The organism is Microbispora hainanensis, from assembly GCF_006874475.1.
Lineage (GTDB): Bacteria > Actinomycetota > Actinomycetes > Streptosporangiales > Streptosporangiaceae > Microbispora > Microbispora hainanensis.
The window spans coordinates 161,748-184,900 of sequence record NZ_VIRM01000003.1 but is presented as its reverse complement, the minus strand read 5'-3'; the positions used below and the strand labels follow the sequence as shown (position 1 = coordinate 184,900).

At 72.6% G+C, this 23,153-nt stretch carries 23 protein-coding genes and 1 riboswitch; of the genes, 15 read left to right on the top strand and 8 right to left on the bottom strand.

Features of this window, described 5'->3' with window-relative positions; translation table 11 throughout:
• Positions 1-8: 8 nt before the first annotated feature.
• Positions 9-626: an aa3-type cytochrome oxidase subunit III gene (ctaE, locus tag FLX08_RS03795; protein WP_030508904.1), complete on the bottom strand. Its 618-nt coding sequence runs from the start codon at positions 624-626 to the stop codon at positions 9-11.
• A gap of 162 nt (positions 627-788) precedes the next feature.
• On the opposite strand from ctaE, the gene FLX08_RS03790 reads away from it, so the two are divergent.
• From FLX08_RS03790 to FLX08_RS03780, 3 genes are all read left to right on the top strand, one after another.
• Positions 789-1,184 carry a response regulator transcription factor gene (locus FLX08_RS03790; RefSeq protein ID WP_142616767.1) on the top strand — a complete coding sequence of 132 codons (396 nt, stop codon included), beginning with the start codon at positions 789-791 and terminating at the stop codon, positions 1,182-1,184.
• Positions 1,185-1,357: 173 nt separating this feature from the next.
• The gene (trpD, locus tag FLX08_RS03785; RefSeq protein WP_142616766.1) at positions 1,358-2,407 is read left to right on the top strand and encodes an anthranilate phosphoribosyltransferase; all 1,050 of its coding nucleotides are present in this window, start codon (positions 1,358-1,360) and stop codon (positions 2,405-2,407) included.
• A gap of 98 nt (positions 2,408-2,505) precedes the next feature.
• Positions 2,506-3,333: a sensor histidine kinase gene (locus tag FLX08_RS03780; protein ID WP_142616765.1), complete on the top strand. Its 828-nt coding sequence runs from the start codon at positions 2,506-2,508 to the stop codon at positions 3,331-3,333.
• 67 nt (positions 3,334-3,400) lie between these two features.
• Here the strand turns inward: FLX08_RS03780 and FLX08_RS03775 are convergent, their stop codons facing one another.
• From FLX08_RS03775 to FLX08_RS03765, 3 genes are all read right to left on the bottom strand, one after another.
• A complete protein-coding gene (locus FLX08_RS03775) occupies positions 3,401-3,688 on the bottom strand; it encodes an Lrp/AsnC family transcriptional regulator (RefSeq protein ID WP_142616764.1) in 288 nt (95 codons plus the stop codon).
• A gap of 67 nt (positions 3,689-3,755) precedes the next feature.
• The gene (locus FLX08_RS03770) at positions 3,756-5,483 is read right to left on the bottom strand and encodes a DEDD exonuclease domain-containing protein (RefSeq protein WP_167530261.1); all 1,728 of its coding nucleotides are present in this window, start codon (positions 5,481-5,483) and stop codon (positions 3,756-3,758) included.
• A 60-nt stretch (positions 5,484-5,543) separates the two neighbouring features.
• Entirely contained in the window at positions 5,544-6,215 is a 672-nt protein-coding gene (locus FLX08_RS03765; RefSeq protein ID WP_244312349.1) for a GNAT family N-acetyltransferase, read from the bottom strand.
• A 235-nt stretch (positions 6,216-6,450) separates the two neighbouring features.
• Here FLX08_RS03765 and FLX08_RS03760 point away from each other — a divergent pair, with 235 nt between their 5' ends.
• The 5 genes from FLX08_RS03760 to FLX08_RS03740 all read left to right on the top strand — a co-directional run bounded on the left by FLX08_RS03760 (position 6,451) and on the right by FLX08_RS03740 (position 12,261).
• On the top strand, positions 6,451-7,767 hold the full coding sequence (locus tag FLX08_RS03760) for an NYN domain-containing protein (RefSeq protein ID WP_142616762.1): 1,317 nt from the start codon (positions 6,451-6,453) through the stop codon (positions 7,765-7,767).
• A gap of 149 nt (positions 7,768-7,916) precedes the next feature.
• Complete coding sequence (locus FLX08_RS03755) at positions 7,917-8,879, top strand: C40 family peptidase (protein WP_142616761.1); 963 nt, start codon at positions 7,917-7,919, stop codon at positions 8,877-8,879.
• Between the two features lie 315 nt (positions 8,880-9,194).
• A riboswitch (cyclic di-AMP (ydaO/yuaA leader) is annotated at positions 9,195-9,349 on the top strand.
• A 71-nt stretch (positions 9,350-9,420) separates the two neighbouring features.
• Entirely contained in the window at positions 9,421-10,038 is a 618-nt protein-coding gene (locus FLX08_RS03750; RefSeq protein ID WP_244312347.1) for a C40 family peptidase, read from the top strand.
• A gap of 104 nt (positions 10,039-10,142) precedes the next feature.
• Complete coding sequence (locus FLX08_RS03745; protein WP_142616760.1) at positions 10,143-11,057, top strand: hypothetical protein; 915 nt, start codon at positions 10,143-10,145, stop codon at positions 11,055-11,057.
• 94 nt (positions 11,058-11,151) lie between these two features.
• On the top strand, positions 11,152-12,261 hold the full coding sequence (locus FLX08_RS03740) for a glycosyltransferase family 4 protein (RefSeq protein ID WP_142616759.1): 1,110 nt from the start codon (positions 11,152-11,154) through the stop codon (positions 12,259-12,261).
• A gap of 50 nt (positions 12,262-12,311) precedes the next feature.
• Here FLX08_RS03740 and FLX08_RS03735 read toward each other — a convergent pair whose 3' ends face one another.
• Positions 12,312-13,169: an SAM-dependent methyltransferase gene (locus FLX08_RS03735; protein ID WP_244312345.1), complete on the bottom strand. Its 858-nt coding sequence runs from the start codon at positions 13,167-13,169 to the stop codon at positions 12,312-12,314.
• Positions 13,170-13,454: 285 nt separating this feature from the next.
• Entirely contained in the window at positions 13,455-15,254 is a 1,800-nt protein-coding gene (locus FLX08_RS03730; RefSeq protein WP_142616758.1) for an AMP-dependent synthetase/ligase, read from the bottom strand.
• A 235-nt stretch (positions 15,255-15,489) separates the two neighbouring features.
• Here FLX08_RS03730 and FLX08_RS03725 point away from each other — a divergent pair, with 235 nt between their 5' ends.
• The 7 genes from FLX08_RS03725 to FLX08_RS03695 all read left to right on the top strand — a co-directional run bounded on the left by FLX08_RS03725 (position 15,490) and on the right by FLX08_RS03695 (position 21,665).
• Complete coding sequence (locus tag FLX08_RS03725; RefSeq protein ID WP_142616757.1) at positions 15,490-16,257, top strand: metallophosphoesterase family protein; 768 nt, start codon at positions 15,490-15,492, stop codon at positions 16,255-16,257.
• 14 nt (positions 16,258-16,271) lie between these two features.
• Positions 16,272-16,709, top strand: a complete 438-nt coding sequence (locus tag FLX08_RS03720) for an SRPBCC family protein (RefSeq protein ID WP_142616756.1) — start codon at positions 16,272-16,274, stop codon at positions 16,707-16,709.
• Positions 16,706-17,866, top strand: a complete 1,161-nt coding sequence (locus FLX08_RS03715) for an ArsA family ATPase (protein WP_142616755.1) — start codon at positions 16,706-16,708, stop codon at positions 17,864-17,866. Before FLX08_RS03720 ends, FLX08_RS03715 begins: the two co-directional genes overlap by 4 nt.
• The gene (locus FLX08_RS03710) at positions 17,863-18,309 is read left to right on the top strand and encodes a DUF5304 family protein (protein WP_142616754.1); all 447 of its coding nucleotides are present in this window, start codon (positions 17,863-17,865) and stop codon (positions 18,307-18,309) included. The genes FLX08_RS03715 and FLX08_RS03710 overlap by 4 nt, the downstream gene beginning before the upstream one ends.
• A 179-nt stretch (positions 18,310-18,488) precedes the next feature.
• Positions 18,489-19,433: an ROK family glucokinase gene (locus FLX08_RS03705; protein WP_142616753.1), complete on the top strand. Its 945-nt coding sequence runs from the start codon at positions 18,489-18,491 to the stop codon at positions 19,431-19,433.
• Positions 19,434-19,437: 4 nt separating this feature from the next.
• Positions 19,438-20,226 carry an endonuclease/exonuclease/phosphatase family protein gene (locus FLX08_RS03700; RefSeq protein ID WP_142616752.1) on the top strand — a complete coding sequence of 263 codons (789 nt, stop codon included), beginning with the start codon at positions 19,438-19,440 and terminating at the stop codon, positions 20,224-20,226.
• Between the two features lie 239 nt (positions 20,227-20,465).
• Positions 20,466-21,665, top strand: coding sequence for a hypothetical protein (locus FLX08_RS03695; protein WP_142616751.1), 1,200 nt, complete (start codon positions 20,466-20,468; stop codon positions 21,663-21,665).
• 169 nt (positions 21,666-21,834) lie between these two features.
• On the opposite strand, the gene FLX08_RS03690 is transcribed toward FLX08_RS03695, so the two are convergent.
• Both FLX08_RS03690 and FLX08_RS03685 read right to left on the bottom strand, forming a co-directional pair.
• On the bottom strand, positions 21,835-22,332 hold the full coding sequence (locus FLX08_RS03690) for a hypothetical protein (RefSeq protein WP_142616750.1): 498 nt from the start codon (positions 22,330-22,332) through the stop codon (positions 21,835-21,837).
• A 12-nt stretch (positions 22,333-22,344) separates the two neighbouring features.
• Entirely contained in the window at positions 22,345-23,109 is a 765-nt protein-coding gene (locus tag FLX08_RS03685; protein WP_142616749.1) for an alpha/beta hydrolase, read from the bottom strand.
• Between the last annotated feature and the right edge of the window lie 44 nt (positions 23,110-23,153).

Genomic DNA, 23,153 nt, shown 5'->3' with positions numbered 1-23,153 from the left:
CGTTCCGATCATTTGATGATGTAGATGGTCGCGAAAAGGCCGATCCAGACCACGTCGACGAAGTGCCAGTAGTAGGACACGACGATCGCGCTGGTCTGCTGCTCATACGTCAAGCGCTTCGCGGCGTACGTGCGTCCCAGGATGAACAGGAACGCGATCAGACCACCCGTCACGTGCAAGCCATGGAAGCCCGTGGTCAGGTAGAACACCGAGTCGTACGGAGAGTGCGAGAGGATGTGACCCTCCTCCGCCAGGTGCCCGTACTCCCAGAGCTGTCCGCCCACGAAGAACGCACCCATCAGGAAGCTTACGACATACCAGAATCGCAGCTTCTTGACCTGGCCTTTCTCGACGGCCCACACGCCCAGCTGGCACGTGACGCTCGACAGAACCAGGACGGTCGTGTTGAAGGTCGCGAACGGGACGTTGAGGTCCGCCTCGGGCCAGTGAGTGCCCTGCCCCAGGCTGACCGACCGGATGGTGAAGTACATCGCGAACAGCGCCGCGAAGAACATGAGCTCAGAGGACAACCACACGATGGTGCCGACCTGAACCAGGTTCGGCCGGCTGGAACCGTGCGGTCTCGTCGTCGTAGTAATTGCGGATGCTGTCGCCACGCCCAGCATTATTGCGGCTCCCCAGGTCGGGTCGCCCCACGACCCCCCGCTAGGGTCCATCTGCGCCTGCGAAACGGGCATGTCATCGCAATCGCCCCGGGGCTGCGAGCCCTGCAGCCGCGCCGGTAGCATCACGATGACCATACCCCGCGATTCGACAGTGAGCGTGAAATGAGGGTTCTCGTCTACAGCGACGACGCAAGCACCCGGGAGAAGGTGCGGCTGGCCATCGGGCGGCGCCCCGCCGCGGACGTGCCCCTCGTCGAGATCGTCGAGTGCGCGACCCAGCCGGCCGTGATCAAGCACCTCGACTCCGGCGACATCGACATCGCCGTCCTCGACGGCGAGGCGCAGCCGGCCGGCGGGATGGGGGTCAGCCGGCAGGCCAAGGACGAGGTGCACAACTGCCCCCCGATCCTGCTGCTGATCGCCCGCAGGGACGATCGCTGGCTGGCCAACTGGTCCCGTGCCGACGCCGTCGTCGCGCAGCCCATCGACCCCGTCGTCCTGGCCGAGGCCGTGGCCGACCTCATGCGGCGCCGTCTCAGCCTCACCAAGGCGCACTGAACCGGGCGCACTGAACCGGGCGCCCTGAACCGGGCGCCCTGAACCGCGCGCCCTGAGCCGGGGCGCACCTGGACGCCGGGCGCCGTCGCGCCCGGCCCCGCGTCCCGGCCTCCCGGCCGCGCCGCACAGCCGACACGCCGACCCGACTCCACATCGAATCCGCGGAGCCCACCATGGACACGCGCACCACCTGGCCCTCCACGCTGAACGCCCTGCTGGCGGGCGAGAACCTGACGGCCGACGAGACGGCCTGGGTAATGGGGGAGATCATGTCGGGGTCGGCCACCCCGGCGCAGATCGCGGCCTTCGCCGTCGCCCTGCGGGCCAAGGGCGAGACCGTCGCCGAGGTGACGGGCCTCGTCCGCACCATGTTCGAGCGCGCGACCCCGCTCACGGTCGAAGGGCGGGTGGTCGACATCGTCGGCACCGGCGGCGACCGGGCGCACACCGTCAACGTCTCGACCATGGCCGCGATCGTCGCGGCGGCGGCCGGGGCCCGGGTCGTCAAGCACGGCAACCGGGCCGCCTCCTCGCTGTGCGGCGCGGCCGACGTGCTCGAACACCTGGGCGTCGCCCTCGACCTGTCGCCGGAGACCACCGCCAGGGTCGCGGTGGAGGCCGGCATCGCCTTCTGCTTCGCGCCCGTCTACCACCCCGCGCTGCGCTTCACCGGCCCGCCGCGCAAGGAGATCGGCGTGCCGACGGTGTTCAACTTCCTCGGGCCGCTGGCCAACCCCGCGCGCCCCGCCGCCCAGGCGATCGGCGTGTTCGACGCGCGCATGCTGCCGGTCATGGCCGGGGTCTTCGCCGAGCGCGGCGTGTCGGCGCTGGTCTTCCGGGGCGACGACGGCCTGGACGAGCTGTCCACCGCGGCCCCGTCGACGGTCTTCGTCGTCCGCGACGGCACCGCGACCCAGACCACGATCGACCCGGCCGACCTCGGCATCCCGCGCTCCCAGCCCGGCGACCTGCGCGGCGGCGACGTCGAGTTCAACGCGGCGGCGGTGCGCGACCTGCTGCGCGGCAAGACGGGGCCGGTGCGCGACGCGGTGCTGCTGAACGCCGCGGCCGGCCTGGTCGCCTACGACGGCCCGGGCGACGACCTGACCGGTGACCTGCGCGCGGCGTACGCCCGCGCGGTCGAGGCGGTCGACTCGGGCAGGGCCGCGCAGACGCTGGAGCGCTGGATCGAGATCAGCCGCGCGCTCGGCGGAAAGGCCTGATCGCGCTTCTGATCCCGATCACCTCCACCGCGGGAGGGATCGGCCGTCCGCCGTGATGGGGACGTGCCGGGTTCGGCCTGAGCCGTACCGTTCGGGCCATGATGCGCCTGCTCGCCCTTCGCGCCATCCACCGCTGGGCCGCGTCGGCCCGCGGTGCGATGGCCCTGCTCGCCGCCGGTCTCCGCGGTGCGCCCTCCGCCGAACGCCGCCTCGGCGCGGTCTGCCGGAGACGGGACGGCGCCAGGGGCGGCCGGCAGGCCCGGGCCGAGAGCACGGACGGCGCGGTCGGCGTACGGCCCGGGAGGCCCGCCCACCTCAGTCCCACCAGCCTCGCCGCCGGGGCCGACGTCGTCAGGGAACGCCTGCGGATCGCCTCGGAACTGCACGACCTGGTGGCCCACGACCTCAGCGTGATCACGCTGGGCGTGGGAGCGGGCCGGGTGATCATGGACAAGGATCCGGAACGGGCGCGGCAGACCTTCCGCGAGGCCGAGGAGTCGGGCCGTCGCGTCCTGTCCGACCTGCGCCGGCTGATGGGCCTGCTGCGCATGGACGGGCAGCGCCGCGGCCCCCAGCCGGGCCTCGGAGACCTGCCGCGGCTGCTCGACGACTTCCGTGCGAGCGGGCTCGCCGTCTCGCTCACCGAGGTCGGCGCCCGGGGGAGCGGCCCGACGCTGGAGCTGTCGGCCTACCGCATCGTGGAGGAGGCGCTGGGCGGCGCCCTGTGGTACGGCACGGCCCGCTCGGCGACGGTCACGCTGCGGTGGCTGCCCGCCCTCCTCGAGGTGGTCGTCCACGACGACGGGCTGCCGCGTGACCGGCTCGTCGGCACCTGGGAGCGCGCGGCGCTGTTCGGCGGCTCGGTCGCCGCGCACCCGCTCCCCGGCGGGTTCGAGGTCCGCGTCCGGCTGCTGCGTCCGGCCTGATCCGCCGCCTGATCCCCCGCGCGCTCGGGCCGCCTCGAAACCGGCGCCTCGCCGCCGCCGGGCGGGGTCAGTCGGCGTCGGCGAGGCCGATGGAGAAGGCCGCCTCCAGGTCGTGACGGGAGTAGGTGCGGAAGGCGATGTGCGTCTCGGTGTGCCGCACGCCCGGCACCTTGTTGACGCGGCCGGGCACGACCTCGGCCACCTCGTCGTAGCGGCCGACCCTGACCATGGCCAGCAGGTCGAACTCGCCGGTGATCGAATACACCTCGCTGACGCCCTCGATCTCGGCGATGGCCTGGGCGACCTCGGGGATCCTGTCGACGTCCGCCTTGATGTGGACGATCGCGGTGACCATGCGCGTCTCTCCTGCTGTCTCGCGGCTCGGGTCTGTCGCCCCCGACCTTAGTGCCACCCCCGCGGCCTCACCGCAGGGGCCGTCCCTCACGGCGGTCGCCGCGCTGGTGCCGGTAGGCGCGCTCGATGCGCTCGACCAGCCGCCCCGCGCCGTACGCCGGAAGGCTCCAGGTGCCGTCGACCTGGACGAGGCGCACGCCGGGGGAGTCGAGCCAGCGCAGCACGCACTCGGTCTCCTCGGCGCTGGCGGCCGGGGTGGGCCCGGGACCGGGGACGACCGTCTCCGCCGTGGCGACCAGCGCGTCCACGTAGGGCGTGGGATGGGCGCCCCGGGGCATCACACCGGCCGCGGCGAGCCTGCCGTGCCGGATGACGTGGATGTCCCAGCCGCCGTCGAAGGCGGGGCTGGCCGCGACCATCTGCGGGATGCCGGTCAGGGAGCGCAGGCGCTGCATGCGCGCGGCGGTCCTGACATAGGCCGCGAGCCGGTCCCTGTCGACGGCCGCCTCCTCGTATCGCTGCTCGGCCGACAGGCGGCTCATGCGCGCCTCCATCGCCGAGAAGACCGCCTCCGCGTCGAGCTCCATCGCGTGCCGCGCACGGCGGACGTGGCGGGCGTAGCTCTCCTCGCTCTCGCGGCCCTCGCACGGCGCGCCGCACCGGCCGATCTCGGCGAGCGCGCAGGCGGGGCGGCGCACGCGGGGCGACAGCCGTTCGGTGCACTGGCGCAGCGGCAACGCCTCGTGCATGGCGGTCCGCGCGTCGTCGGCGGTGCGGCTGCTGCCGAACGGGCCGAGATAGGTCGCGCCGTCGTCCTTCACCTCGCGCACGACGCTGAGCCGCGGGAACGCCTCGTCGGTCAGCTTGAGCCAGACCACCCGCTCGGGGAAGCGGGACCGCCTGTTGTAGCGCGGCTTGGTGGCTCCGATCATCCGCAGTTCGCGGATCTCCGCCTCCAGCGCGGTGGCGCAGACGATCGTCCTGACCCGCTCCGCGATGCCGACCATCTCGCGGACGCGGGAGCGGGTCTCGCTCGCCGTGAAGTAGCTGCGCACGCGGTTGCGCAGGTTGGAGCTCTTGCCGATGTAGAGCGCCTCCCCCCTGGCGTCCTCGAAGATGTAGACGCCGGGCACGCCGGGAACCCCGTCGGCGAGGTGGCGTTTGCGCTGCTGCTCCGGGGTGGGAGCGCGCACGAAGCCGCGCAGGTCTTCCAGCGTGTGCACGCCGAGCGACCCGACCCGCGCGATGAGGCCGTGCAGCACGTCGACCGTGGCCTTCGCGTCCGCCAGCGCCCGGTGGCAGGGCTCGGTGGAGCTGCGGAAGACCCGGGCGAGGGTGGCCAGCTTGCAGTTGGGCGTCTCGTCGCGGGTCAGCACGCGGCGCGCGAGGTCGGCGGTGTCCACCACGGGGTTGGCCGGGGGCGGGTAGCCGTTGACCTGGCACGCCGCTTTGAGGAACGACATGTCGAACGGCGCGTTGTGCGCCACCAGCGCGGCGCCGGCGATGAACTCCAGGAAGCTCGGCAGCACCTCGGAGAACTTCGGCGCGGCCACGACCATCGCGTCGGTGATGCCGGTCAGCACGGAGATGAACGGCGGGATCGGGCCGCCGGGGTCGACCAGCGTGGCGAACTCGCCGATCACTTCGCCGCCGCGCACCTTCACCGCGCCGATCTCCGTGATGGCGTGCTCCGCGGACGATCCGCCCGTGGTCTCCAGGTCGAAGACGACGAACGTCACCTCCCGCAGGGGAGTGCCGAGCTCGTCCAGCGTGCCCTGTACCGCATCCACGCCCATGACCATAGAAGTCCCGACCGACAATTGCCGCCCCCACCCCATGCGGAGGTCAAGCGACGGTCAGGCGGGCGGCTGCGCGGAGGCCGCTCCGGCGCGCCATTCGCGGGCCAGCATCGCGTAGACCAGTTCGTCGCTCCAGGCCCCGGCGAAGAACTCGTTCTCCACCAGATGGGCCTCCAGCCGCATGCCGAGCCGTTCCATGAGGCGGGCGGAGGCGGTGTTGCGCGCGTCGCAGTTGCCGTGGATCCGGTGCAGGCCGAGGCCCTCGAACCCGATGCGCAGGATCTCGCGGGCCGCCTCGGTGGCCAGGCCGCGGCCCTGGTAGGCGGGGTTGAAGACGAAGCCGATCTCGCCCTGGCGGTGCTCGCGGCTGCGCAGGAACAGCGTGAGGTCCCCGATCACGGGCCCGCCGCCGGCCAGTGCGGCGGCCACGCTGAGCACGTCGCCGTCCTCTCCGAGCGACGCGCAGGCGATCTTCCGGTCGAGCGCGGCCTTCGTCTCCTCCCGCGTACGGGCGTCCCAGTAGAGATATCGGGTGACCTCGGGCAGGGAGTGGAAGGCGTACAGGTCGTCGAGGTCGGTCTCGGCGAAGGGGCGCAGGGCCAGGCGGGGAGTCGTTATCGGGTAGGGCGGTGTGAACACGGCGACAAGCGTACGGACGGGAATCGGGCCGCCCGCGAAGGGGTTGTGCGTCGCCCGGCCCCGGCGGTGCGGGACGCCGTCACGGATCATGAACGCGACATGGTCACGGTGTGACGGCCGTACCCTTGAAAGAAGACAGGAACATGGGAGTGTCTCGCAGATCTTGCCGTGTGAGGGCGGTCCGGTGGGCGCGCCGTGAGGCTCACGCCTCGGGGACGCCGGACATCGGGACGTTCTCGCATTCGGGGGCGACAGCACCGCGAGGCGCCGCCGGGGCGACCGCAGTGGGCAGAAGATCTGTAGGACACGGCCGAGGAGCGACGAGATGAGTTCAGCCGGAGAAGGCCTGTCTCGTCCGTTGCCCGAGCAGGTCCGTTTACACGTGGTGGAGGTCGCCGCGCAGGTGCTGGGCTCGATGCCCGCCGCGGCCGTGCCGCCGCCGTTGCGCAACATCGCCAGGTTCGACCCGCGCAAGCGCGCCCGTCTGGGCAGCGCGCCGATCGCGGCCCAGCTGGAGAACGACAAGGAGTTCCGCGAGCGGGTGGCCGAGGCGGTGGAGACCGCCTGGCCCGAGCTGGTGGGGAGCCTGGCCGAGGGCACGGTGCCCCCCGCGGCCGAGCCGGTGCTGGTCGCGGCGGCGGCCTACCTGACCCGCCCGCCCGGCTGGCCGGACCTGGTCGAGCAGGCGCGGACCGACCTGGAGCAGGCCGCCGCCGCGGGCACCCAGCGGGAGCAGGCGGAGACGCGGCTGCGCGAGCAGCTCGCGGCGCAGCGTGCCTCCGCCAAGGAGGAGATCGACCGGGTGCGCGAGCAGCTCAAGGCGGCCCGCGCGGAGAACTCCGACCTGCGGCGCAAGCTGCACGACGCCCGCGAGCGGGTCAGGGCCGCCGAGGCCAGGGCGGCCGAGCTGGAGGCCGAGACGGCCGAGGCGCGGGCCAGGGCCGCGAGCGCCAACGGCGCGGCCGAGACCGAGCTGCGCCGGCTCAAGGAGCGCCTGGCGGACGCCGAGCGCCAGCTCGAGGCAAGCCGCAGAGCCGCCCGCGAGGGCCGCAGCATCGAGGACGCCCGGGTGCGGGTGCTGCTGGACGCGCTCCAGGACGCCGCCTCCGGGCTGCGCAAGGAGCTCGGCCTGCCCACGACGATCAGCAGGCCGGCCGACTACGTGAACGCGGTGCTGCCCGGCGAGCCGGGCGTGTCGGCCGTGCCCGCGCGGGCGCTGGCCAACGACGATCCGCAGCTCCTCGACCAGCTCCTGGCCATCCCTCACCTGCATCTGATCGTCGACGGCTACAACGTGACCAAGACCGGTTATCCCTCGCTGACCCTGGCCGACCAGCGGGCCCGGCTGCTGACCGGGCTCGGCGGGCTCGCCGTGCAGACGCGGGCGGAGGTGACGTGCGTGTTCGACGGCGCCGAGCTGAACGGGCCCGTCCAGGTGTCCGCGCCGCGCGGGGTGCGGGTGATGTTCAGCGCGCCCGGGGAGATCGCCGACGACCTCATCCGCACGCTGGTGCGGGCGGAGCCGCCGGGGCGGGCCATCGCGGTGGTCTCCTCCGACCGGGAGGTGGCCGAGTCGGTGCGCCGCATGGGCGCCCGGCCGGTGCCCTCGCTCCTGCTGCTGCGCCGTCTCGGCCGCGGCTGACGCCCTCCGCGCACGCCCCGGACCTGCGGCGTCACAGTAGGTGACGAGTGCCGCGAATACCTGCGAATAGGTTGAAGCTTCAAGATCGCCTAGATAGAGTCGCGCCGCAGGTTTCGTCGATCTAAGAGGTTCATCCTCAAGGGGGCTCAGTGCGAGGGCGTGTGCCGGTGGCCGCCGGTCTGGCCGCCGTGGTCCTGCTCACTCCGATGACGGGCGCGCAGGCGGATCCGAAGCCCACCGTCGCGCAGGCCAAAGCGAAGCTGAGCAAGCTCAACGCGCAGGCCGACCAGCTCGTGGACCGCTATAACGCGGCCAACGAGAAGTGGAAGAAGGCCCGCCAGAAGTACCTCACGATCAACGAGGACTACAAGAAGCAGAACGCCCGGGTCGAGTCGCTGCGCTCCGGGCTGGTCTCGATGGCGGTCAGCAGCTACCAGGTCGGCGACATGGGGTCGTGGGGCGGCGTCTTCTACAGCTCCAACCCCGACGCCATGCTCAGCGGCCTCGCCACGCTCAACCACATGTCGGCCGAGCGGGCCGGGCGGCTCAAGCAGTACGAGGGCGCCATCAAGGACCTCAAGGACCGCCGCAACCAGAGCAAGGCGGTCTACCAGGAGGCCGCTGACGTCAAGGACGAGTTAGCGGACGAGAAGGAGAAGGTCGACAAGCTCGTCCGGGAGCAGATGAAGCTGCTGCGCTCGCTCGGGACGTTCAACCCCGGCAACCCCAACAGCGCCGGCGTCGTCTACAACGGGCCGGCGTCAGGCAACGCGCTGGCCGCCCTCCAGTTCGCCTACAAGCAGATCGGCAAGCCCTACCGCTACGGGGGCACCGGGCCGGGCGCCTGGGACTGCTCCGGGCTCGTGCAGGCCGCGTGGGAGGCGGCGGGTGTGCGGCTGCCCCGGACGAGCTACGAGCAGTGGGCCTGGGGCGCCAGCCGCCGGGTCTCGCTCGACGACCTCCAGCCGGGCGACCTGCTCTGGCACGCCGGATATGGGCACGTCGGCATCTACGCCGGCGACGGGAAGGTCGTCCACGCCCCGCAGACCGGCGATGTTGTGAAAGTCGTCACACTCGCCGAGTATCACGCGATCGGAGCCGTACGCCCCTGAGGGCCCGGCCGTCTCCGCGATGATCTGTGACTGATGTGGCAAATGTGACCCCATCGGCGCTTGTTGTCTAGATTGTGAGCAGAGTCACATTTGAGGCATTCGCGGTGTGGGTACGCTGCGATTTCTTCTCCACGACCTTCGTTATGCGATCTTTATCCGGCCGGAGCGCTTTGCCGAACGCCGCGAGTCCTCGGTAGCTTCTGGGCCGCGGCGAGCACGCCTCGCCGCCACGCGTCCCGGTCCGGCCGGCCGGTCGCAGTCATCCACCGGCATCGGCGTCCTTCATCACCCTCCCCCTCGCGGGATCCCCCCGACGCCGATGACCAGCCGAGTCCGTGCAGTCAGGAGGCACGGAGCCGGGGAACCATCGACCTTCACACGAAGGTCCGGGGTGAATCGGCGCATCGCGCGCCGTAGGGCGACTTCCCCGCCCGAACCCGTCAGCTAACCCGGTAGGCGTGAGCGGAAGACCCGAGGAGAGATCCTGTCTACCACCCCCAGTCTGTCCCGTCTTGCCCGAATTGCCGTTAGTGGTGCCGCGTTGACGGCATCCGTAGGGGTCGTCGGAGCACCTCCGGCGGCGGCCGGCACGGCGGCCGGCACGGCGGCCGATCCGGTGACGGTCACGGTCGTCAAGACGGCCACGGCGACGAAGACGGCCACGAAGACGGCCACGAAGACGGCCACGAAGACGGGCGCCGAGGAGAGCGCGAAGACCGCCGCCCGCAACGCCGCCGCGAAGAAGCGGACCAAGAAGCACACGTCCAAGCGGAAGATCAGCAGGGCCTCGCTCCAGCGGGCCAAGGCCCGCCGCGCGGTGAAGGCCGCCGAGAAGCAGATCGGCGACCCCTACCGCTACGGAGCCACGGGACCGGGCGCGTTCGACTGCTCGGGCCTGGTCCAGTACGCCTGGCGCAAGGCCGGCGTACGGCTGCCGCGCACCACGTGGTCCATCCGCGGCGCGGTCAGGAAGAAGGTGTCCTGGGGGCACTTCGAGCCCGGTGACCTCATCTTCACCAGCGGCGGCGGCCACGTCGGCATGTACGTCGGGCACAACAGGATGATCCACGCCCCGCACAGCGGCACGCGGGTCAGGATCGACAAGCTGGACGCCTACCGGAGGAGCACCTTCGTGGGTGCCGTCCGTCCGGGCGTCTGACGGGCACCGGTCACCAAGCCCCCTCGACCTGCGCCGTCCTTACGGCCCCGTTCACCTCGCCGAGGTGGACGGGGCCGTGACATGTGCTGGCTAGCATGCACGGCGTGACTGTCACGAGCGGCGTGCCCGCGGGCGTGCCGAGCGTGCGCGCCGGAGCCGACCGGCGCGGGCCCGAAGCCGCGCCCCAGGGGGTCCCTCCCCGCAGGATCGCGGCCGTGGCCGTCGCGCTGGCCGCGCTGCTGGCCGGGCCCGCCGCCGCGGCGCCGCCCGACCCGCTGCGCGCCCTGCGGCTGGACGCCCGCGCCGCCGTACGTGAGCATCCGGGCATGTGGACCGGCGCCTCGGTCGCCAGGGGCGAGCGGGCCGTCGTCGTCGGGTCGCCCCGGCCGCTGGTCGCCGAGATCGCCGCGCTGGCCGGCCGCGCGGGCCGTACGGTCACGAGGGTCTGGGGCGGTCGCGGCGGCGCGGTGGTCCTCGTGCCGCGCACCGAGGAGCAGGCCGCCGTGCTGGCCGCGCCGGCGAAGGTGGAGGGCCTGGCGGCCCTCGCCACCGGCGGCCGCGTGATCGTGCAGCCGGCCGCCTTCGCCCGCCTGTCCGCGACCGGCCGCCTGGTCGTCGTGACCCACGAGCTGACGCACGTCGCGACCGCCGGCCCCCGCGCGGTGCCGATGTGGCTCATGGAGGGCTTCGCCGACTACGTGGGCTACCTGGACAGCGGGCTGCCGGTCCGTACGGTCGCCGCCGAGCTGGCCGCCGACGTCGCGGCCGGGAGAGCGGCGCTCGGCGGTCTGCCGGGGCCCGCCGACTTCGCTGCCAGGCCCGCCCAGGCGTACGAGGAGGCGTGGCTCGCCTGCCGTTACATCGCGGCCCGGTTCGGCGAGCCGAGGCTGGTCGCCCTCTATCGCGCCGCGCTGCGCGAGGAGATCGGCGCCGCCCTGCGCGAGGAGCTCGGGCTGACCGCCGACGAACTGACGCGCGCCTGGCGGTCGTGGGCGCGCGAGCGACTCGCCCGGCCCTGATCGTCGCACCGCGCCGGCCCGGCCGGGACTGCGACAATGCGTTCTCGGGGCGGCGCGGGCGGACCGCGTGATCACGCCGGCAGCGGGGGTGAGGATGACGAAGCGGACGCTGATCGTCACGAACGACTTCCCGCCCAGACCGGGCGGCATCCAGGCGTTCGTGCACGGCCTCGCCGCGCGCAGGCCGCCCGGCTCCGTGGTCGTGTACGCCCCGCGCTGGAAGGGGTGCGAGGAGTTCGACGCCCGCCAGCCGTACGAGGTGGTCCGCCATCCCTCCTCGCTGATGCTGCCGACGCGCGCGGTGGCGAGACGGGCGGCGGCGCTGGTGGAGGACGGCGCGACCGTCGTCTTCGGCGCGGCGGCGCCGCTGGGGCTGCTCGCTCCCGTCCTGCGCGCCGCGGGCGCGGGCCGGATCGTCATGCTGACCCACGGGCACGAGGCGTCGTGGGCCCGCCTGCCGGGCGCGCGCGCCCTGCTGCGCCGCATCGGGGCGGGAGCCGACGTCGTGACCTACCTCGGCGAGTACACCCGCCGCCGGATCGCCCGGGTCGTCCCCGCCTCCCGGCTCGTACGGCTCGCGCCCGGGGTGGACACGACCCTCTATCGTCCGGGGGCGGGCGGCGACCGGGTCCGCGCGTCCCTCGGCCTGGGTGACCGGCCGGTGGTCGTCTGCGTCTCCCGGCTGGTGCCGCGCAAGGGCCAGGACGTGCTGCTGCGGGCCTGGCCGCTCGTTCTGCGGCGGGTGCCCGGCGCGGTCCTGCTCCTGGTCGGCGGCGGCCCCCTGCGGCGGTCGCTGGAACGGACGGCGGCCGGGTCAGGCCTGCGCGATTCGGTGGTCGTCACCGGGTCCGTCCCGTGGGCGTCCCTCCCGGCCTACTACGACGCGGGCGACGTGTTCGCCATGCCCTGCCGCAGCAGGTTCGGCGGGCTCGACGTCGAGGGCCTCGGCATCGTCTACCTGGAGGCGTCGGCCACCGGGCTGCCCGTGGTCGCGGGCTCCTCCGGCGGCGCCCCCGACGCCGTACGGCACGGCGAGACGGGCCTGGTGGTCGACGGCACGTCGCACACGGCGGTGGCCGGCGCCCTGGGCGATCTGCTGGCCGACCCGGCCCGAGCCCGCGCGATGGGCGAGCGGGGCCGGGCCTGGATCGAGGAGGAGTGGCGCTGGGACCTCGTCGCGGCCCGGTTCGCCGCGCTGCTGTGAACCGCCTCAGCCGGTGGGCACGCCCGCGAAGAGGACGCTGTTCCGGCTGGTCAGGGCTTGCGGCCGACGCCGCCGGCGACGCAGATGCCGCCGAGGTCGAGGGGGTGGTGCACGGGCTTCTCGGGACGCCACTCGGGCACGTGCACCACGCCGGGCTCGATCAGTTCGAGGCCGTCGAAGAACCGCACGATCTCGGGCATGTCCCGGGCGCGGCCGGTGCCGAGCATCTGCAGCAGCACCGCCTCAAGCTCGCGCATCTCGGGCGCGCAGGAGCAGAAGTGGGTGAGCTGCATGTAGCTGCCCGGGGCCAGGCGGGCCTTGTAGGTGTCCACGAGGCCGTCCGGGTCCTCCGCGTCGGCGAGGTGGTGGACCACGGCCACCAGCAGCAGGCCGATGGGGCGGGAGAAGTCGAGGAAGCCCTCGACCTCGGGGTGGTTGAGGATCACCTCGGGCTCGCGCATGTCCGCGGTGATCACGCGGGTGCGCGCGTCGGTCTGCAGGATCGCCCGCGCGTGGGCCAGCACGATGGGGTCGTTGTCCACGTAGACGACCTTCGCGGCGGGATTGATCCGTTGCGCGACCGAGTGGGTGTTGTCCATCGTGGGCAGACCCGAGCCGATGTCGAGGAACTGGTCGATGCCCTGCTCGGCCATGTACTTCACACCGCGGAACAGCATGGCCCGGTTGTTGCGGGCGCCCTCGCCGCGGTCGGGGAAGTGCCGCATGCCCTCCGTGGCGACCGCGCGGTCCACCGCGAAGTTGTCCTTGCCGCCGAGGAACGCGTCGTACACACGCGCGATGCTGGGCTTCGTGGTGTCGATCTCCGGGGGGAGATAGTCGGGATCGCGGTGCGTCCAGTTCCAGCTGCCGGCCCTGTTGCCCATCGCCCGCCCTTCCCCAACGATCATGGATTCGTTTGGAGCATAACCAAGCGAAGTGCGACATTGCGGGACGGCGACGATATTTCCGGTGGCCCACGGGGCCGGCGCGGCGTCGTCGCAGGTGGTCCATCATCGGCGACGAAGAAGATCCACTCCTATAGGGGGGATCCGGTTGTCCTGATCACCGCGTGTCCAGGGCCGTCCCGGTCCCGTCGCCCGGCGGCGTCCCGCGTCGTCCGGAGGGTGCGCCGACGCCGATGAAACTTTCAAGAGTTCCACCGGCGGGTCCGGCGCACCTCCGCGTCGTCCCGCTCAGCCGCCGTACAGCTCGTCGATCTGCTTGGCGAAGTCGCGGGCCACGACGTGCCGCTTGATCGACTGCTTCGGCGTGACGTGGCCGCTCTCCTCGCTCAGCTCGATGTCGAGGATGCTGAACTTCTTGATCTGCTCGGCCTTGGAGACCATCCGGTTGGCGTCGTCCACCGCCTGCTGCACCTCGGCGACGACGGCCGGGTCGGAGCACAGCTCGGCCATGGACGCGCCGGAGCGGCCGTTGGCCTCCTTCCACTGCTCCATCGCCTCGTGGTCGAGGGTGACGATCGCCCCGATGAACGGCTTGCCGTCGCCGACGACCATGACCTGACTGATCAGGCGGTGCGCCCGGATGGCGTCCTCAAGCGGCGCCGGGGCGACGTTCTTGCCGCCCGCGGTGACGAGGATCTCCTTCTTGCGGCCGGTGATGCTCAGGTAGCCGTGTTCGTCGAGCTGACCGACGTCCCCGGTGTGGAACCAGCCCTCCGGGTCGATCGCCTCCTTGGTGGCGCGCTCGTTGTTCCAGTAGCCGTCGAAGACGTGCCGGCCCTTCACCAGGATCTCGCCGTCGTCGGCGATCCGGATGCTCACGCCGGGGAACGGCTTGCCGACCGTGCCGATCTTGTTGGCGCCCGGGATGTTGACGGTCGAGGGCGCGCTGGTCTCGGTGAGCCCCCAGCCCTCGAACACCTCGATGCCCACGCCGCGGAAGAAGTGGCCGAGCCGCTCGCCGAGGGCCGAGCCGCCGGAGACGGCCGCCGTCAGCGCGCCGCCCGTGGCCGCCCGCAGCTTGCCGTACACGAGCTTGTCGAAGGCCGCGTGCTTGAGCCGGGCGCCGAGGCCGGCCCCGCCGGAGCTCTCGGCCTTGCTCCACTCGATCGCGGCACGTACGGCGGCGTGGAAGATCTTGCCCTTGCCCTCCGCGTTGGCCTTCTGCTCGGCGGCGTTGTAGACCTTCTCGAACACGCGCGGCACGCCCAGCAGGAACGTGGGCTTGAACTCCCGCAGGTCGGGAGCCACGTTCTTCATGTTCGGGCTGTGTGCCAGCACCGTGCCGGTCTCGATCAGGACGACCTGGATGATCCGGGCGAAGCTGTGCGCCAGGGGGAGGAAGAGCAGCGCGGCCCGCCCCTCCACGTCGAACATCGACTCCAGCGGCCCACGGGAGACGTTGCGCGCCGTGAACAGCAGGTTGTCGTGGGTCAGGCGGCAGCCCTTCGGCATGCCGGTGGTGCCCGAGGTGTAGATGATCGTGGCGAGGTCGCGCCCGCCCCGGCTCGCCCTGCGCTCGGCGAGCGTGTCGTTGGACACGTCGGCCCCGAGGCGCTCCAGCTCGGCGAACGCGCCGCCGTCGATGCGCCACAGCAGCGGCAGCTCGGGCACCGCCTCGCGGACGGTCTCCTCGTGCGCGGCCGTCTCCACGAACGCGGCCTTGGCGCCGCTGTCGGTCAGGATCCACTTCACCTGGTCGGCGAAGGAGGTCTCGTAGATCGGCACCCCGACCGCGCCGGCCGCCCAGATGGCGTAGTCGGCGACCGTCCACTCGTAGCGGGTGCGCGACATCAGGCCGACCCGGTCGCCGGGCTCGATCCCGGCGGCGATCAGCCCCTTGGCGACGGCCGCCACCTGATCCCTGAACCGCGCGGCGGTGACCGGCGTCCACGGCGCGGCCGGATCCTCGCTCTCCTTGTGGCGGATGACGACGGCGTCCGGCTCGTCCACACCGCGCTGGAACACCACGTCGGTGCAGTTCGCGGACAGCGGCACGTCCACCAGCACGGGAACGCTGAACTCGCGCACGGGTCACTCCTTCGCGCACGGCCACGCGATCCCCGGCGGAGGGCGGGAACCGCGTTGCGGGCATAACTCTTCGTGTCTCACCGGACGCTACCGTGCGATGTTACGCATGGGTAGGTCCGTCACCCAGGCGTTATCCGGGGGCACGCGGACGCTATCAGTGTCCCCCGCCCGGTGGGCCCGGCACCTTTCCGTTACCCAAGCGGATGCTAGGTAAAGCGGCCGTTACCATGTCGGCATGCGCATCCACGTCGTCAGCGACGTCCACGGCCGGGCCGACGCGCTCGCCCGTGCGGGCGACGGGGCCGACGCCCTGATCTGCCTCGGCGACCTGCTCCTGTTCATCGACTACGCCGACCACTCGCAGGGCATCTTCCCCGACCTGTTCGGCGCGGAGAGGGCGAGCGAATACGTGGGACTGCGCACGGCGGGCCGCTTCGACGAGGCGCGGCGACTGTCGGCCGGGCTGTGGGCCTCCCTCGACGACGATCCTCGCGAGCTCATCGAGGCGGCCGTCCGCCGCCAGTACGAGCAGATCTTCACCGCCATGCCGACGCCGGCCTACCTCACGTACGGCAACGTGGACATGCCGCGCCTGTGGGCCGACCATCTGCGGCCCGGCCAGCGGGTCCTGGACGGCGAGGTGGTCGAGATCGGCGGGCTGACCTTCGGGTTCGTCGGCGGCGGCCTGCGCACCAGGTATCGCACGCCGTACGAGATCGACGACGAGGAGTACGCGCGCAAGGTCGAGGCGGTGGGCGAGGTGGACGTGTTGTGCTGCCACATCCCGCCCGCCATCCCCGACCTGCTCTACGACGTGGTGGCCCGGCGGTTCGAACGAGGGAGCGAGGCCACGCTGGAGGCGATCAGGAGGACGCAGCCGCGCTTCGCACTGTTCGGCCACGTCCACCAGCCGTTGGTCGGCCGCACCCGCGTGGGTCGCACGGAGTGCGTCAACGTCGGCCATTTCCGCGGCCGTGGCACGCCTTTCGCCCTGGAGTGGTGAAGTACGGTTGGCGCATGGCTGATCGCACTTCGTCGAGCATCACGATCGGCGCCGGCCGGTCGACAATCATGGCCGTCATCGCCGACTTCCCCGCCTATCCGGAGTGGGCCGGCCAGGTGAAGAAGGCCGAGGTCCTGGAGACGGGCGCGGACGGCCGCGCCACCCGGGTCCGCTTCGTCCTCGACGCGGGCGTGATCAGCGACGACTACGTCCTCGGGTACGACTGGGACGAGGACGCGGGCGTGACCTGGCGGATGGTCGAGGCGGGGAAGATGCTGTCGGGCCTGACCGGCAGCTACCGCCTGGCCGAGAACGGCGGCGGCACCGAGGTCACCTACGACCTCGCCGTGGACCTGAAGGTCCCGATGATCGGCATGATCAAGCGCAAGGCCGAGAAGGTCATCGTCGACACCGCGCTGAAAGGGCTCAAGCGGCGCGTCGAGAACCGATGAGGATCCTCCTCTTCACGGGGAAGGGCGGGGTCGGCAAGACCACGGCGGCCGCCGCGACCGCCACGCTCGCCGCCGGGCGGGGCAACAAGACGCTGGTCGTGTCCACCGACACCGCGCACTCGCTCGCCGACGCGCTCGGCGTGCCGCCCTCGCCGGAGCCGGTCGAGGCCGCGCCCGGGCTGCACCTGCAGCAGGTGGACACCCAGCGGTCGCTCGAGCGGCACTGGGGCGAGTTACGCGACTACGCCGGCAACGTGCTGGCCGAGCTCGGCCTCGACGAGGTCACCGCCGAGGAGATCACCGTGCTGCCCGGCGCGGAGGAGATCCTCGCGCTGCTCGAACTGCGCGAGCAGGCCCGCACCGGCCGCTGGGACGTGATCGTCGTCGACTGCGCGCCGACCGCCGAGACGCTGCGCCTGCTCGCCCTGCCGGAGGCGCTCGACTGGCACGTCAACCGCCTGCTTCCCACGGGCAGGCGGATGCTCAGGGCGCTGTCGCCGGTGATCCGGCACGTCGCCAAGGTGAGCGTGCCCGAGGGCGAGGTCGTGTCGGCGGGGGAGCGGCTGCACCGCGGCCTGCTGGAGGTGCGCGCGCTGCTGACCGGCGACGACGCGTCCGTACGGCTCGTGCTGACCCCCGAGGCGGTGGTCGTCGCCGAGGCCCGGCGCACCCTCACCTCGCTCAGCCTGTACGGCTACCGCGTCGACGCGGTGATCGCCAACCGGGTCTTCCCGGCGGAGGGCGCCGACGAGTGGCGGCTGGGATGGGTGGAGGCCCAGACCAGGCAGCTCGCCGCGGTGCACGAGTCGTTCGCGCCGCTGCCCGTCCTCACCGTCCCCTATCTCCCGGCGGAGCCGGTCGGCACCGCCGCTCTCTCGGACCTCGCCGCGCGGATGTACGGAGACCGGGACCCCTTCGCGCGTCCCGGCGTCGAGCCGCCGCTGAGGTTCACCGCCGACGAGCTGGCGCTGTCGCTTCCGCTGGCCGACCGCGACGACCTCGACCTCGCCCGCAAGGGGGACGACATCATCGTCACCGCCGGGTCCTACCGGCGCGTCATCACCCTGCCCGCCGCACTCGCCCGGCGTGAGATCTCCTCGGCGGCGCTCCGGGACGGTCGGCTCCGGGTACGGTTCCAGGCAGGAGGGGCGAAATGACGGATTCCAACGACACCACTCCCCGTCGCCAGGACCCGCTCGGGTCGGCGGCCGAGGAGGCGATGAAGCTGCTGGACGCCGTGCAGCGGCGGATGGGCCGGGAGTTCGGCAAGGGGCTCGTGAAGGGCGGTGTGAGCGGCTTCGGATCCGCCTTCGGCGGCGCCGGGGCGGGCGGCCGGAGCGACGACGTCTGGAGCGAGGCCGTCGCGGAGGACCACGACGAGTACGTCTGCCGGGCCTGCCCGGTGTGCCGGGTCATCGCGGCACGCCGCGAGGCGGGCGGCGACGTCACCGGCCACCTGATCGCGGCGGGCGGAGAGCTGTTCGCGGCGTTCCGGGAGGCGGTCGACGCCCTGCAACGCCCCATGACGGGCGGCAGGGAACGCCCGGACGGGGAGCGGCGGCCCGGCGACTCGAAGGTCGAGCACATCGACCTGGGGTGACGGGCCGGCCGAGGGCGGGCGGCGTCGGGATTGCCACAACCCGGTCTGATCGGCTTCAATCGGCGCGGCGTGAAGGCTCGGGCCGTAGCAGCCTGGACCGGAAACGGATCCGGGCGCGAAGCGGACGTCGGCCGCGAAGCGGATCCGGGTGAGAACCGGACCGGGTGGAAGGATGACGAATGGCGCTGACCATCGGCGTGGACGTGGGCGGTACCAAGATCGCGTATGGCGTCGTCGACGAACACGGCGCCATCATCGAGCGCGGCCTGCGGAACAGCCCGGCGGGCAGTCCCGAGAAGATGGCGCTCACGATCGCCGATGCGGTGACCGAGCTCGCGGCCCGGCACGCGGTCGAGGCCGTCGGCATCGGCGCGGCGGGCTTCGTCGACGAGACCCGCTCGGTCATCCGCTTCGCCCCCAACCTCGCCTGGCGCGAGGAGCCGCTGCGCGACAAGGTGGCCGATCTGGTCGGCCTGCCGGTCGTCGTCGAGAACGACGCCAACGCGATGGCCTGGGGCGAATACCGGTTCGGCGCGGGCCGGGGCGAGAGCCACGTCGTGTGCGTGACCGTGGGCACCGGCATCGGCGGCGGCATCGTGCTCGGCGGCCAGCTCTACCGCGGACGGTGGGGGATGGGCGCCGAGCTGGGCCACATGCAGGCGGTGCCGGACGGCCGCCCCTGCGGCTGCGGCAACAAGGGCTGCTGGGAGCGGTACGCCAGCGGCACGTCGCTGCTGATGGACGCGCGGAACAACGCGCAGGCCGACCCGGAGGGCGCCGTGCACCTGCTGCGGCTCGGCGGCGGCTCGGCCGAGGGCATCCAGGGCGAGCACGTGACCGAGGCGGCACGCCAGGGCGACCGGGCGGCGCTGGCCGCCTTCGAGTCGCTCGCCCAATGGCTCGCCCAGGGGCTGGCCGACATGGCGGCGATCCTCGACCCCGGGTGCTTCATCATCGGCGGCGGCGTCTCCGGCGCGGCGGACCTGTTCATCGACCGGGTGCGCGAGGAGTTCGCCGCGCGGCTGACCGGCCGGGGCCACCGCCCGCTCGCCGAGATCAGGGTGGCCGAGATGGGCCCGTCGGCGGGGCTGGTGGGCGCCGGAGACCTGGCCCGGCTCCGCTGACGGCGTGCTGAGGGTCGCGACCTACAACGTCCGGGGACTGAAGGACGACCGCAGGGCGCTGGTCCGGGTGATCCGCGCACTGCGGCCCGACGTGCTGTGCCTGCAGGAGGCGCCCCGCCTGCCCGGCTGGCGGCGGGAGCGGCGGGCGCTGGCCCGCGCGGCCGGTCTGTCCGTGGCCGCCGGAGGCCGCGTGGGCGGGACCGCCGTTTTGATCTCCCCGGCCGTACGGCTCCTGCGTGGGCGTGGGCACCGCCTGCGGTGGTTCCCCGGGCTGGAGTGGCGGTCCGTCGCGCTGGCCGTCGTGGAGAAGACGGCCGAGAAGGACCGGGAGAGGTATGCCGTGTGCTCGGCCCACCTCGACCTCCAGGCGGGGGCGCGGCTGAGCCACGCCGCCCAGATCATGCCGATCCTGGAGCGCGAGGCCCGGCAGTCCGGGGCCGCGCCGGTGCTCGCCGGGGACCTCAACGAGGTCCCCGGCTCCCCGGTCTGGCGTCTTCTCGAGTCGCGCTACACGGACTGCTTCACCGCCGCGCGGGACGCCGCGCCGCGGATCGCGGCAGGCATCGCGGCAGGCATCGGGGCAGGCATCGGGGCGGGCGGAGACGACGACCGTGCCGGTGCGACGTTCCCCGCCCGCGACCCCCGCGCGCGCATCGACGCGATCTTCGCGGGTCCCTGCCTGACCGTCGTGTCGTACGGCGGCGCGGACGTCCGGGCCGAGGACCTGCCTGTCGCGAGCGACCACCTGCCGGTCGTCGCCGAGATCGCCGTGACGCCGTCCGCCGGAGCCTGACCCGGCCGGAAGCGCCTTCAGGGCGTCCGCCGGAGCCTGACGCGGCCGGGAGCGCCTTCGCGGCTGAAACGGCCCCGGCGGGCCGGGCCACGGTGGGCCGGGCCAGGGTGGGCCGGGCGGCGGTGCCGCGGCTTCCGGCGGGCGCGGAGACGGCCGGCACGGCCGCGTTTCCGCATCTCGGGTGACCGGATTCGCGACCTGTGTGACGGGGAGTGCCCGGTCACCCGTACGATCGTTTCATGACCCGCCGCCTCACTCGGCGTGCGGTGCCGTTGTGTGTGCTCTCCGCCGGCCTGCTGGCCGGACTCCTCCCGTGCGCCACATCGGTCGCGCACGCGTACGCAGGGATCGTCCGCGCCCAGGTGGAGCGCGGCCCGTCGGGGGACGAGGTCGCCCAGGACGCGGGCTCCTCCACCGGACGGCTCCAGCCCGACGGCTCGCTGTCGGACGTCGCCGGCCTGTCGGCCACGGACGTCTGGGCCGTGGGCCAGCAGAACGCCTGGGACTTCTGGCGCAACCAGGGGATCATCACCCATTGGAACGGCTCCTCCTGGAGCGAGGTGCCGATCAGGGGCGACGCCACCGGGGCCGGCCACCTGCGGTCGGTCGCCGCCGCCTCCGCCTCCGAGGTCTGGGCCGTCGGCGACGGCCACGACGGCCTGCCGTACGTCGCGAAGGGCTCGCGTGACGGGTTCGACCGCGTCGGCGTGCCGCAGCTGCGCACCGGCGACTGGCTCGGCGGGGTCGCGGCCTCCTCCGGGCGGGTGGTCGCGGTCGGCAGCCGGGACGGCAAGGCGTTCCTGCTGAGCAGCGGTGGCTCCGCCAAGGGCACGACCTGGAAGACCGTCCAGGGCCCCGTGGGCGCGATGTACGGCGTGGCGTTCGCGAGCAGGTCGGACGGCTGGGCGGTGGGCGACACCGGCTCCGGCCCGCTGGCCATGCACCTGACCGGCAGCGGGTGGAAACAGGCCGACCTTCCGGCGATCAAGGGCGGCTTCCTGCGGGACGTGTACGCCGACGGCCGCAAGCGCGCGGTCGCGGTCGGCGGCGTCTACCAGAGCGACGGCGGCATCGCCCCACTGGTGCTCGACTGGGACGGCAAGCAGTGGAAGCGGGTGACGCCGCCGGAGCGGCGCGCCGAGCTGTACGGCGTCACGGGGGACGGTGACGGCGAGTTCTGGATCTCGGGGTACGACCGGAAGCACGAGGGCGAGGGGTTCCTGCTCCGATACGACGGAGCGCGCTGGACCACGCTGCGGGGCCCGAAACCGGCCGACGACCGGACGGTGCGGCTGCAGGCGGTCGCGCACGTCGGCGATCTCACCATGGCGGTCGGCCACACCCTGGACGACAAGGGCCGCTACACCGACCTCGTGGAGCGGTTCGGACCGCCCCCCGCCGACAGCCACACCGTGAAGGCGGCCGGCGAGACCGAATGAAGGCGGGCACGGTGGGGCCCGGACCGGCCGGGGCGTGCGCCGTCGTACAGCCCCGGTCAGACGACGGAGCCCCGGTCAGAGCGCCCTAGCCAGAGCGGCCCAGTCAGAGCGGCCCAGTCAGAGCGCCCGATCAGAGAGCCCGGTCAGAGAGCCCGGTCAGAGAGCCCGGTCAGACGACCGCGCCGTCGTCCCAGCCGGAGTCGGCGGGCGGGCCGTCGCCCATGCGCACGACGAGGATCACGAATCCCGCGATGAACGCCGACACCGCGGCGAACACGATCCAGCCGTCCATGGGCCACTCCAGCAGAGCGGCCAGGAGCAGGTAGGCGGGGCCGCCGAACAGCGCCAGCCAGGAGAGCCGGCTGAGGGTGTCGCCGTGCGGAAGCGGCGGAGGGGGCGGCGGGATGTAATGATCGTCGTCGCCGGGGGTGGGAGCCTGTTCCTCAGCGGTCCGGTCGTCGTCCCGGACCCCGTCGCCGGGAGCGTCGTCGCCGAGGGCCACGCCGCCGGAGGCACCCCCGCCGGGGGCGTCGTCGCCCGCGTCGGTCTCCTCGGTGACGTTCTCCCGGTCAGGCCATGGTTGTTCGGCCGAGGCGTCCTCGGCTGTCTCGTTGAACGAGGCGACGATCTGGCGCCAGACCTCGTCCTCGTCACTTTGCGGCGTCACGTCGATCCCGGGTCACAAGTCCTTCGTCAAGGGTACCGAGGCGTGGGAGCGGATGAACTCCAGACTCCCTTCGAAGATCACAGGCGCGTCGTTGTCGAGAGTGGCCACGTGATAGCTGTTCGCCAGCTCTCTGACCTCCAGATTGTTTCGCATTCTCGCCTGCAGGAACGCGACGCTCCCCGGCTTTACCACGTGGTCGTTCCTGCTGTGGAACACCAGCACCGGCTGGGTCACCTTGGCGATGTCGGACTGGACGAGCTTCCACAGCCGGGGCAGCGTGGCGGCGGCCCGGACGGGCGTGCGCAGATAGCCGAGCTCGCTCATGCCCTCCTTCTTGATGTCGCCCGCCACCCCCGGGGTCGAGCGTACGACGTACTTGAGCGCCGGGGCCAGCCACAGCAGCGGCACGTCGTTGACCACGGACGGGTTGACCACCACGACGCCCGCGACGGCGTCACCGTGCACCTCGGCCAGGCGCAGCGCCATGCAGCCGCCGAGGGACAGGCCCATCACGAACGCCTCCGCGCACCGTCCGCGCAGGTCGGCGAACGCCTTGTCCAGCTCGGCGTACCAGTCCTCCCAGCGGGTGCGGCTCATCTCCTGCCACGTCGTCCCGTGTCCTGGCAGACGCGGCAGGGACACCGTCAGCCCCGCCTCCGCCAGGTGTTCACCCCAGGGCCGCAGCGACTGCGGCGAGCCGGTGAATCCGTGACAGAGCAGGACGCCGATGTCGCCGCCCTCATGGTGGTACGGCTCCGCACCGGGCAGCACTGGCATGGGTGACCTCCGTGAAACGGCGGCGTGTTCCGCCCGATACTCGC

Bases quoted from the DNA above. Each gene is read 5' to 3' on its own strand.
- FLX08_RS03715 (WP_142616755.1), top strand. From the start codon at position 16,706: ATGAGGATCCTCCTCTTCACGGGGAAGGGCGGGGTCGGCAAGACCACG.
- FLX08_RS03780 (WP_142616765.1), top strand. From the start codon at position 2,506: ATGATGCGCCTGCTCGCCCTTCGCGCCATCCACCGCTGGGCCGCGTCG.
- FLX08_RS03695 (WP_142616751.1), top strand. From the start codon at position 20,466: ATGACCCGCCGCCTCACTCGGCGTGCGGTGCCGTTGTGTGTGCTCTCC.
- FLX08_RS03735 (WP_244312345.1), bottom strand. From the start codon at position 13,169: ATGATCGTTGGGGAAGGGCGGGCGATGGGCAACAGGGCCGGCAGCTGG.
- FLX08_RS03760 (WP_142616762.1), top strand. From the start codon at position 6,451: ATGAGTTCAGCCGGAGAAGGCCTGTCTCGTCCGTTGCCCGAGCAGGTC.
- FLX08_RS03765 (WP_244312349.1), bottom strand. From the start codon at position 6,215: ATGATCCGTGACGGCGTCCCGCACCGCCGGGGCCGGGCGACGCACAAC.
- FLX08_RS03790 (WP_142616767.1), top strand. From the start codon at position 789: ATGAGGGTTCTCGTCTACAGCGACGACGCAAGCACCCGGGAGAAGGTG.
- FLX08_RS03725 (WP_142616757.1), top strand. From the start codon at position 15,490: ATGCGCATCCACGTCGTCAGCGACGTCCACGGCCGGGCCGACGCGCTC.
- FLX08_RS03685 (WP_142616749.1), bottom strand. From the start codon at position 23,109: ATGCCAGTGCTGCCCGGTGCGGAGCCGTACCACCATGAGGGCGGCGAC.
- ctaE (WP_030508904.1), bottom strand. From the start codon at position 626: ATGCTGGGCGTGGCGACAGCATCCGCAATTACTACGACGACGAGACCG.
- FLX08_RS03740 (WP_142616759.1), top strand. From the start codon at position 11,152: ATGACGAAGCGGACGCTGATCGTCACGAACGACTTCCCGCCCAGACCG.
- trpD (WP_142616766.1), top strand. From the start codon at position 1,358: ATGGACACGCGCACCACCTGGCCCTCCACGCTGAACGCCCTGCTGGCG.
- FLX08_RS03775 (WP_142616764.1), bottom strand. From the start codon at position 3,688: ATGGTCACCGCGATCGTCCACATCAAGGCGGACGTCGACAGGATCCCC.
- FLX08_RS03705 (WP_142616753.1), top strand. From the start codon at position 18,489: ATGGCGCTGACCATCGGCGTGGACGTGGGCGGTACCAAGATCGCGTAT.
- FLX08_RS03710 (WP_142616754.1), top strand. From the start codon at position 17,863: ATGACGGATTCCAACGACACCACTCCCCGTCGCCAGGACCCGCTCGGG.
- FLX08_RS03720 (WP_142616756.1), top strand. From the start codon at position 16,272: ATGGCTGATCGCACTTCGTCGAGCATCACGATCGGCGCCGGCCGGTCG.
- FLX08_RS03770 (WP_167530261.1), bottom strand. From the start codon at position 5,483: ATGGGCGTGGATGCGGTACAGGGCACGCTGGACGAGCTCGGCACTCCC.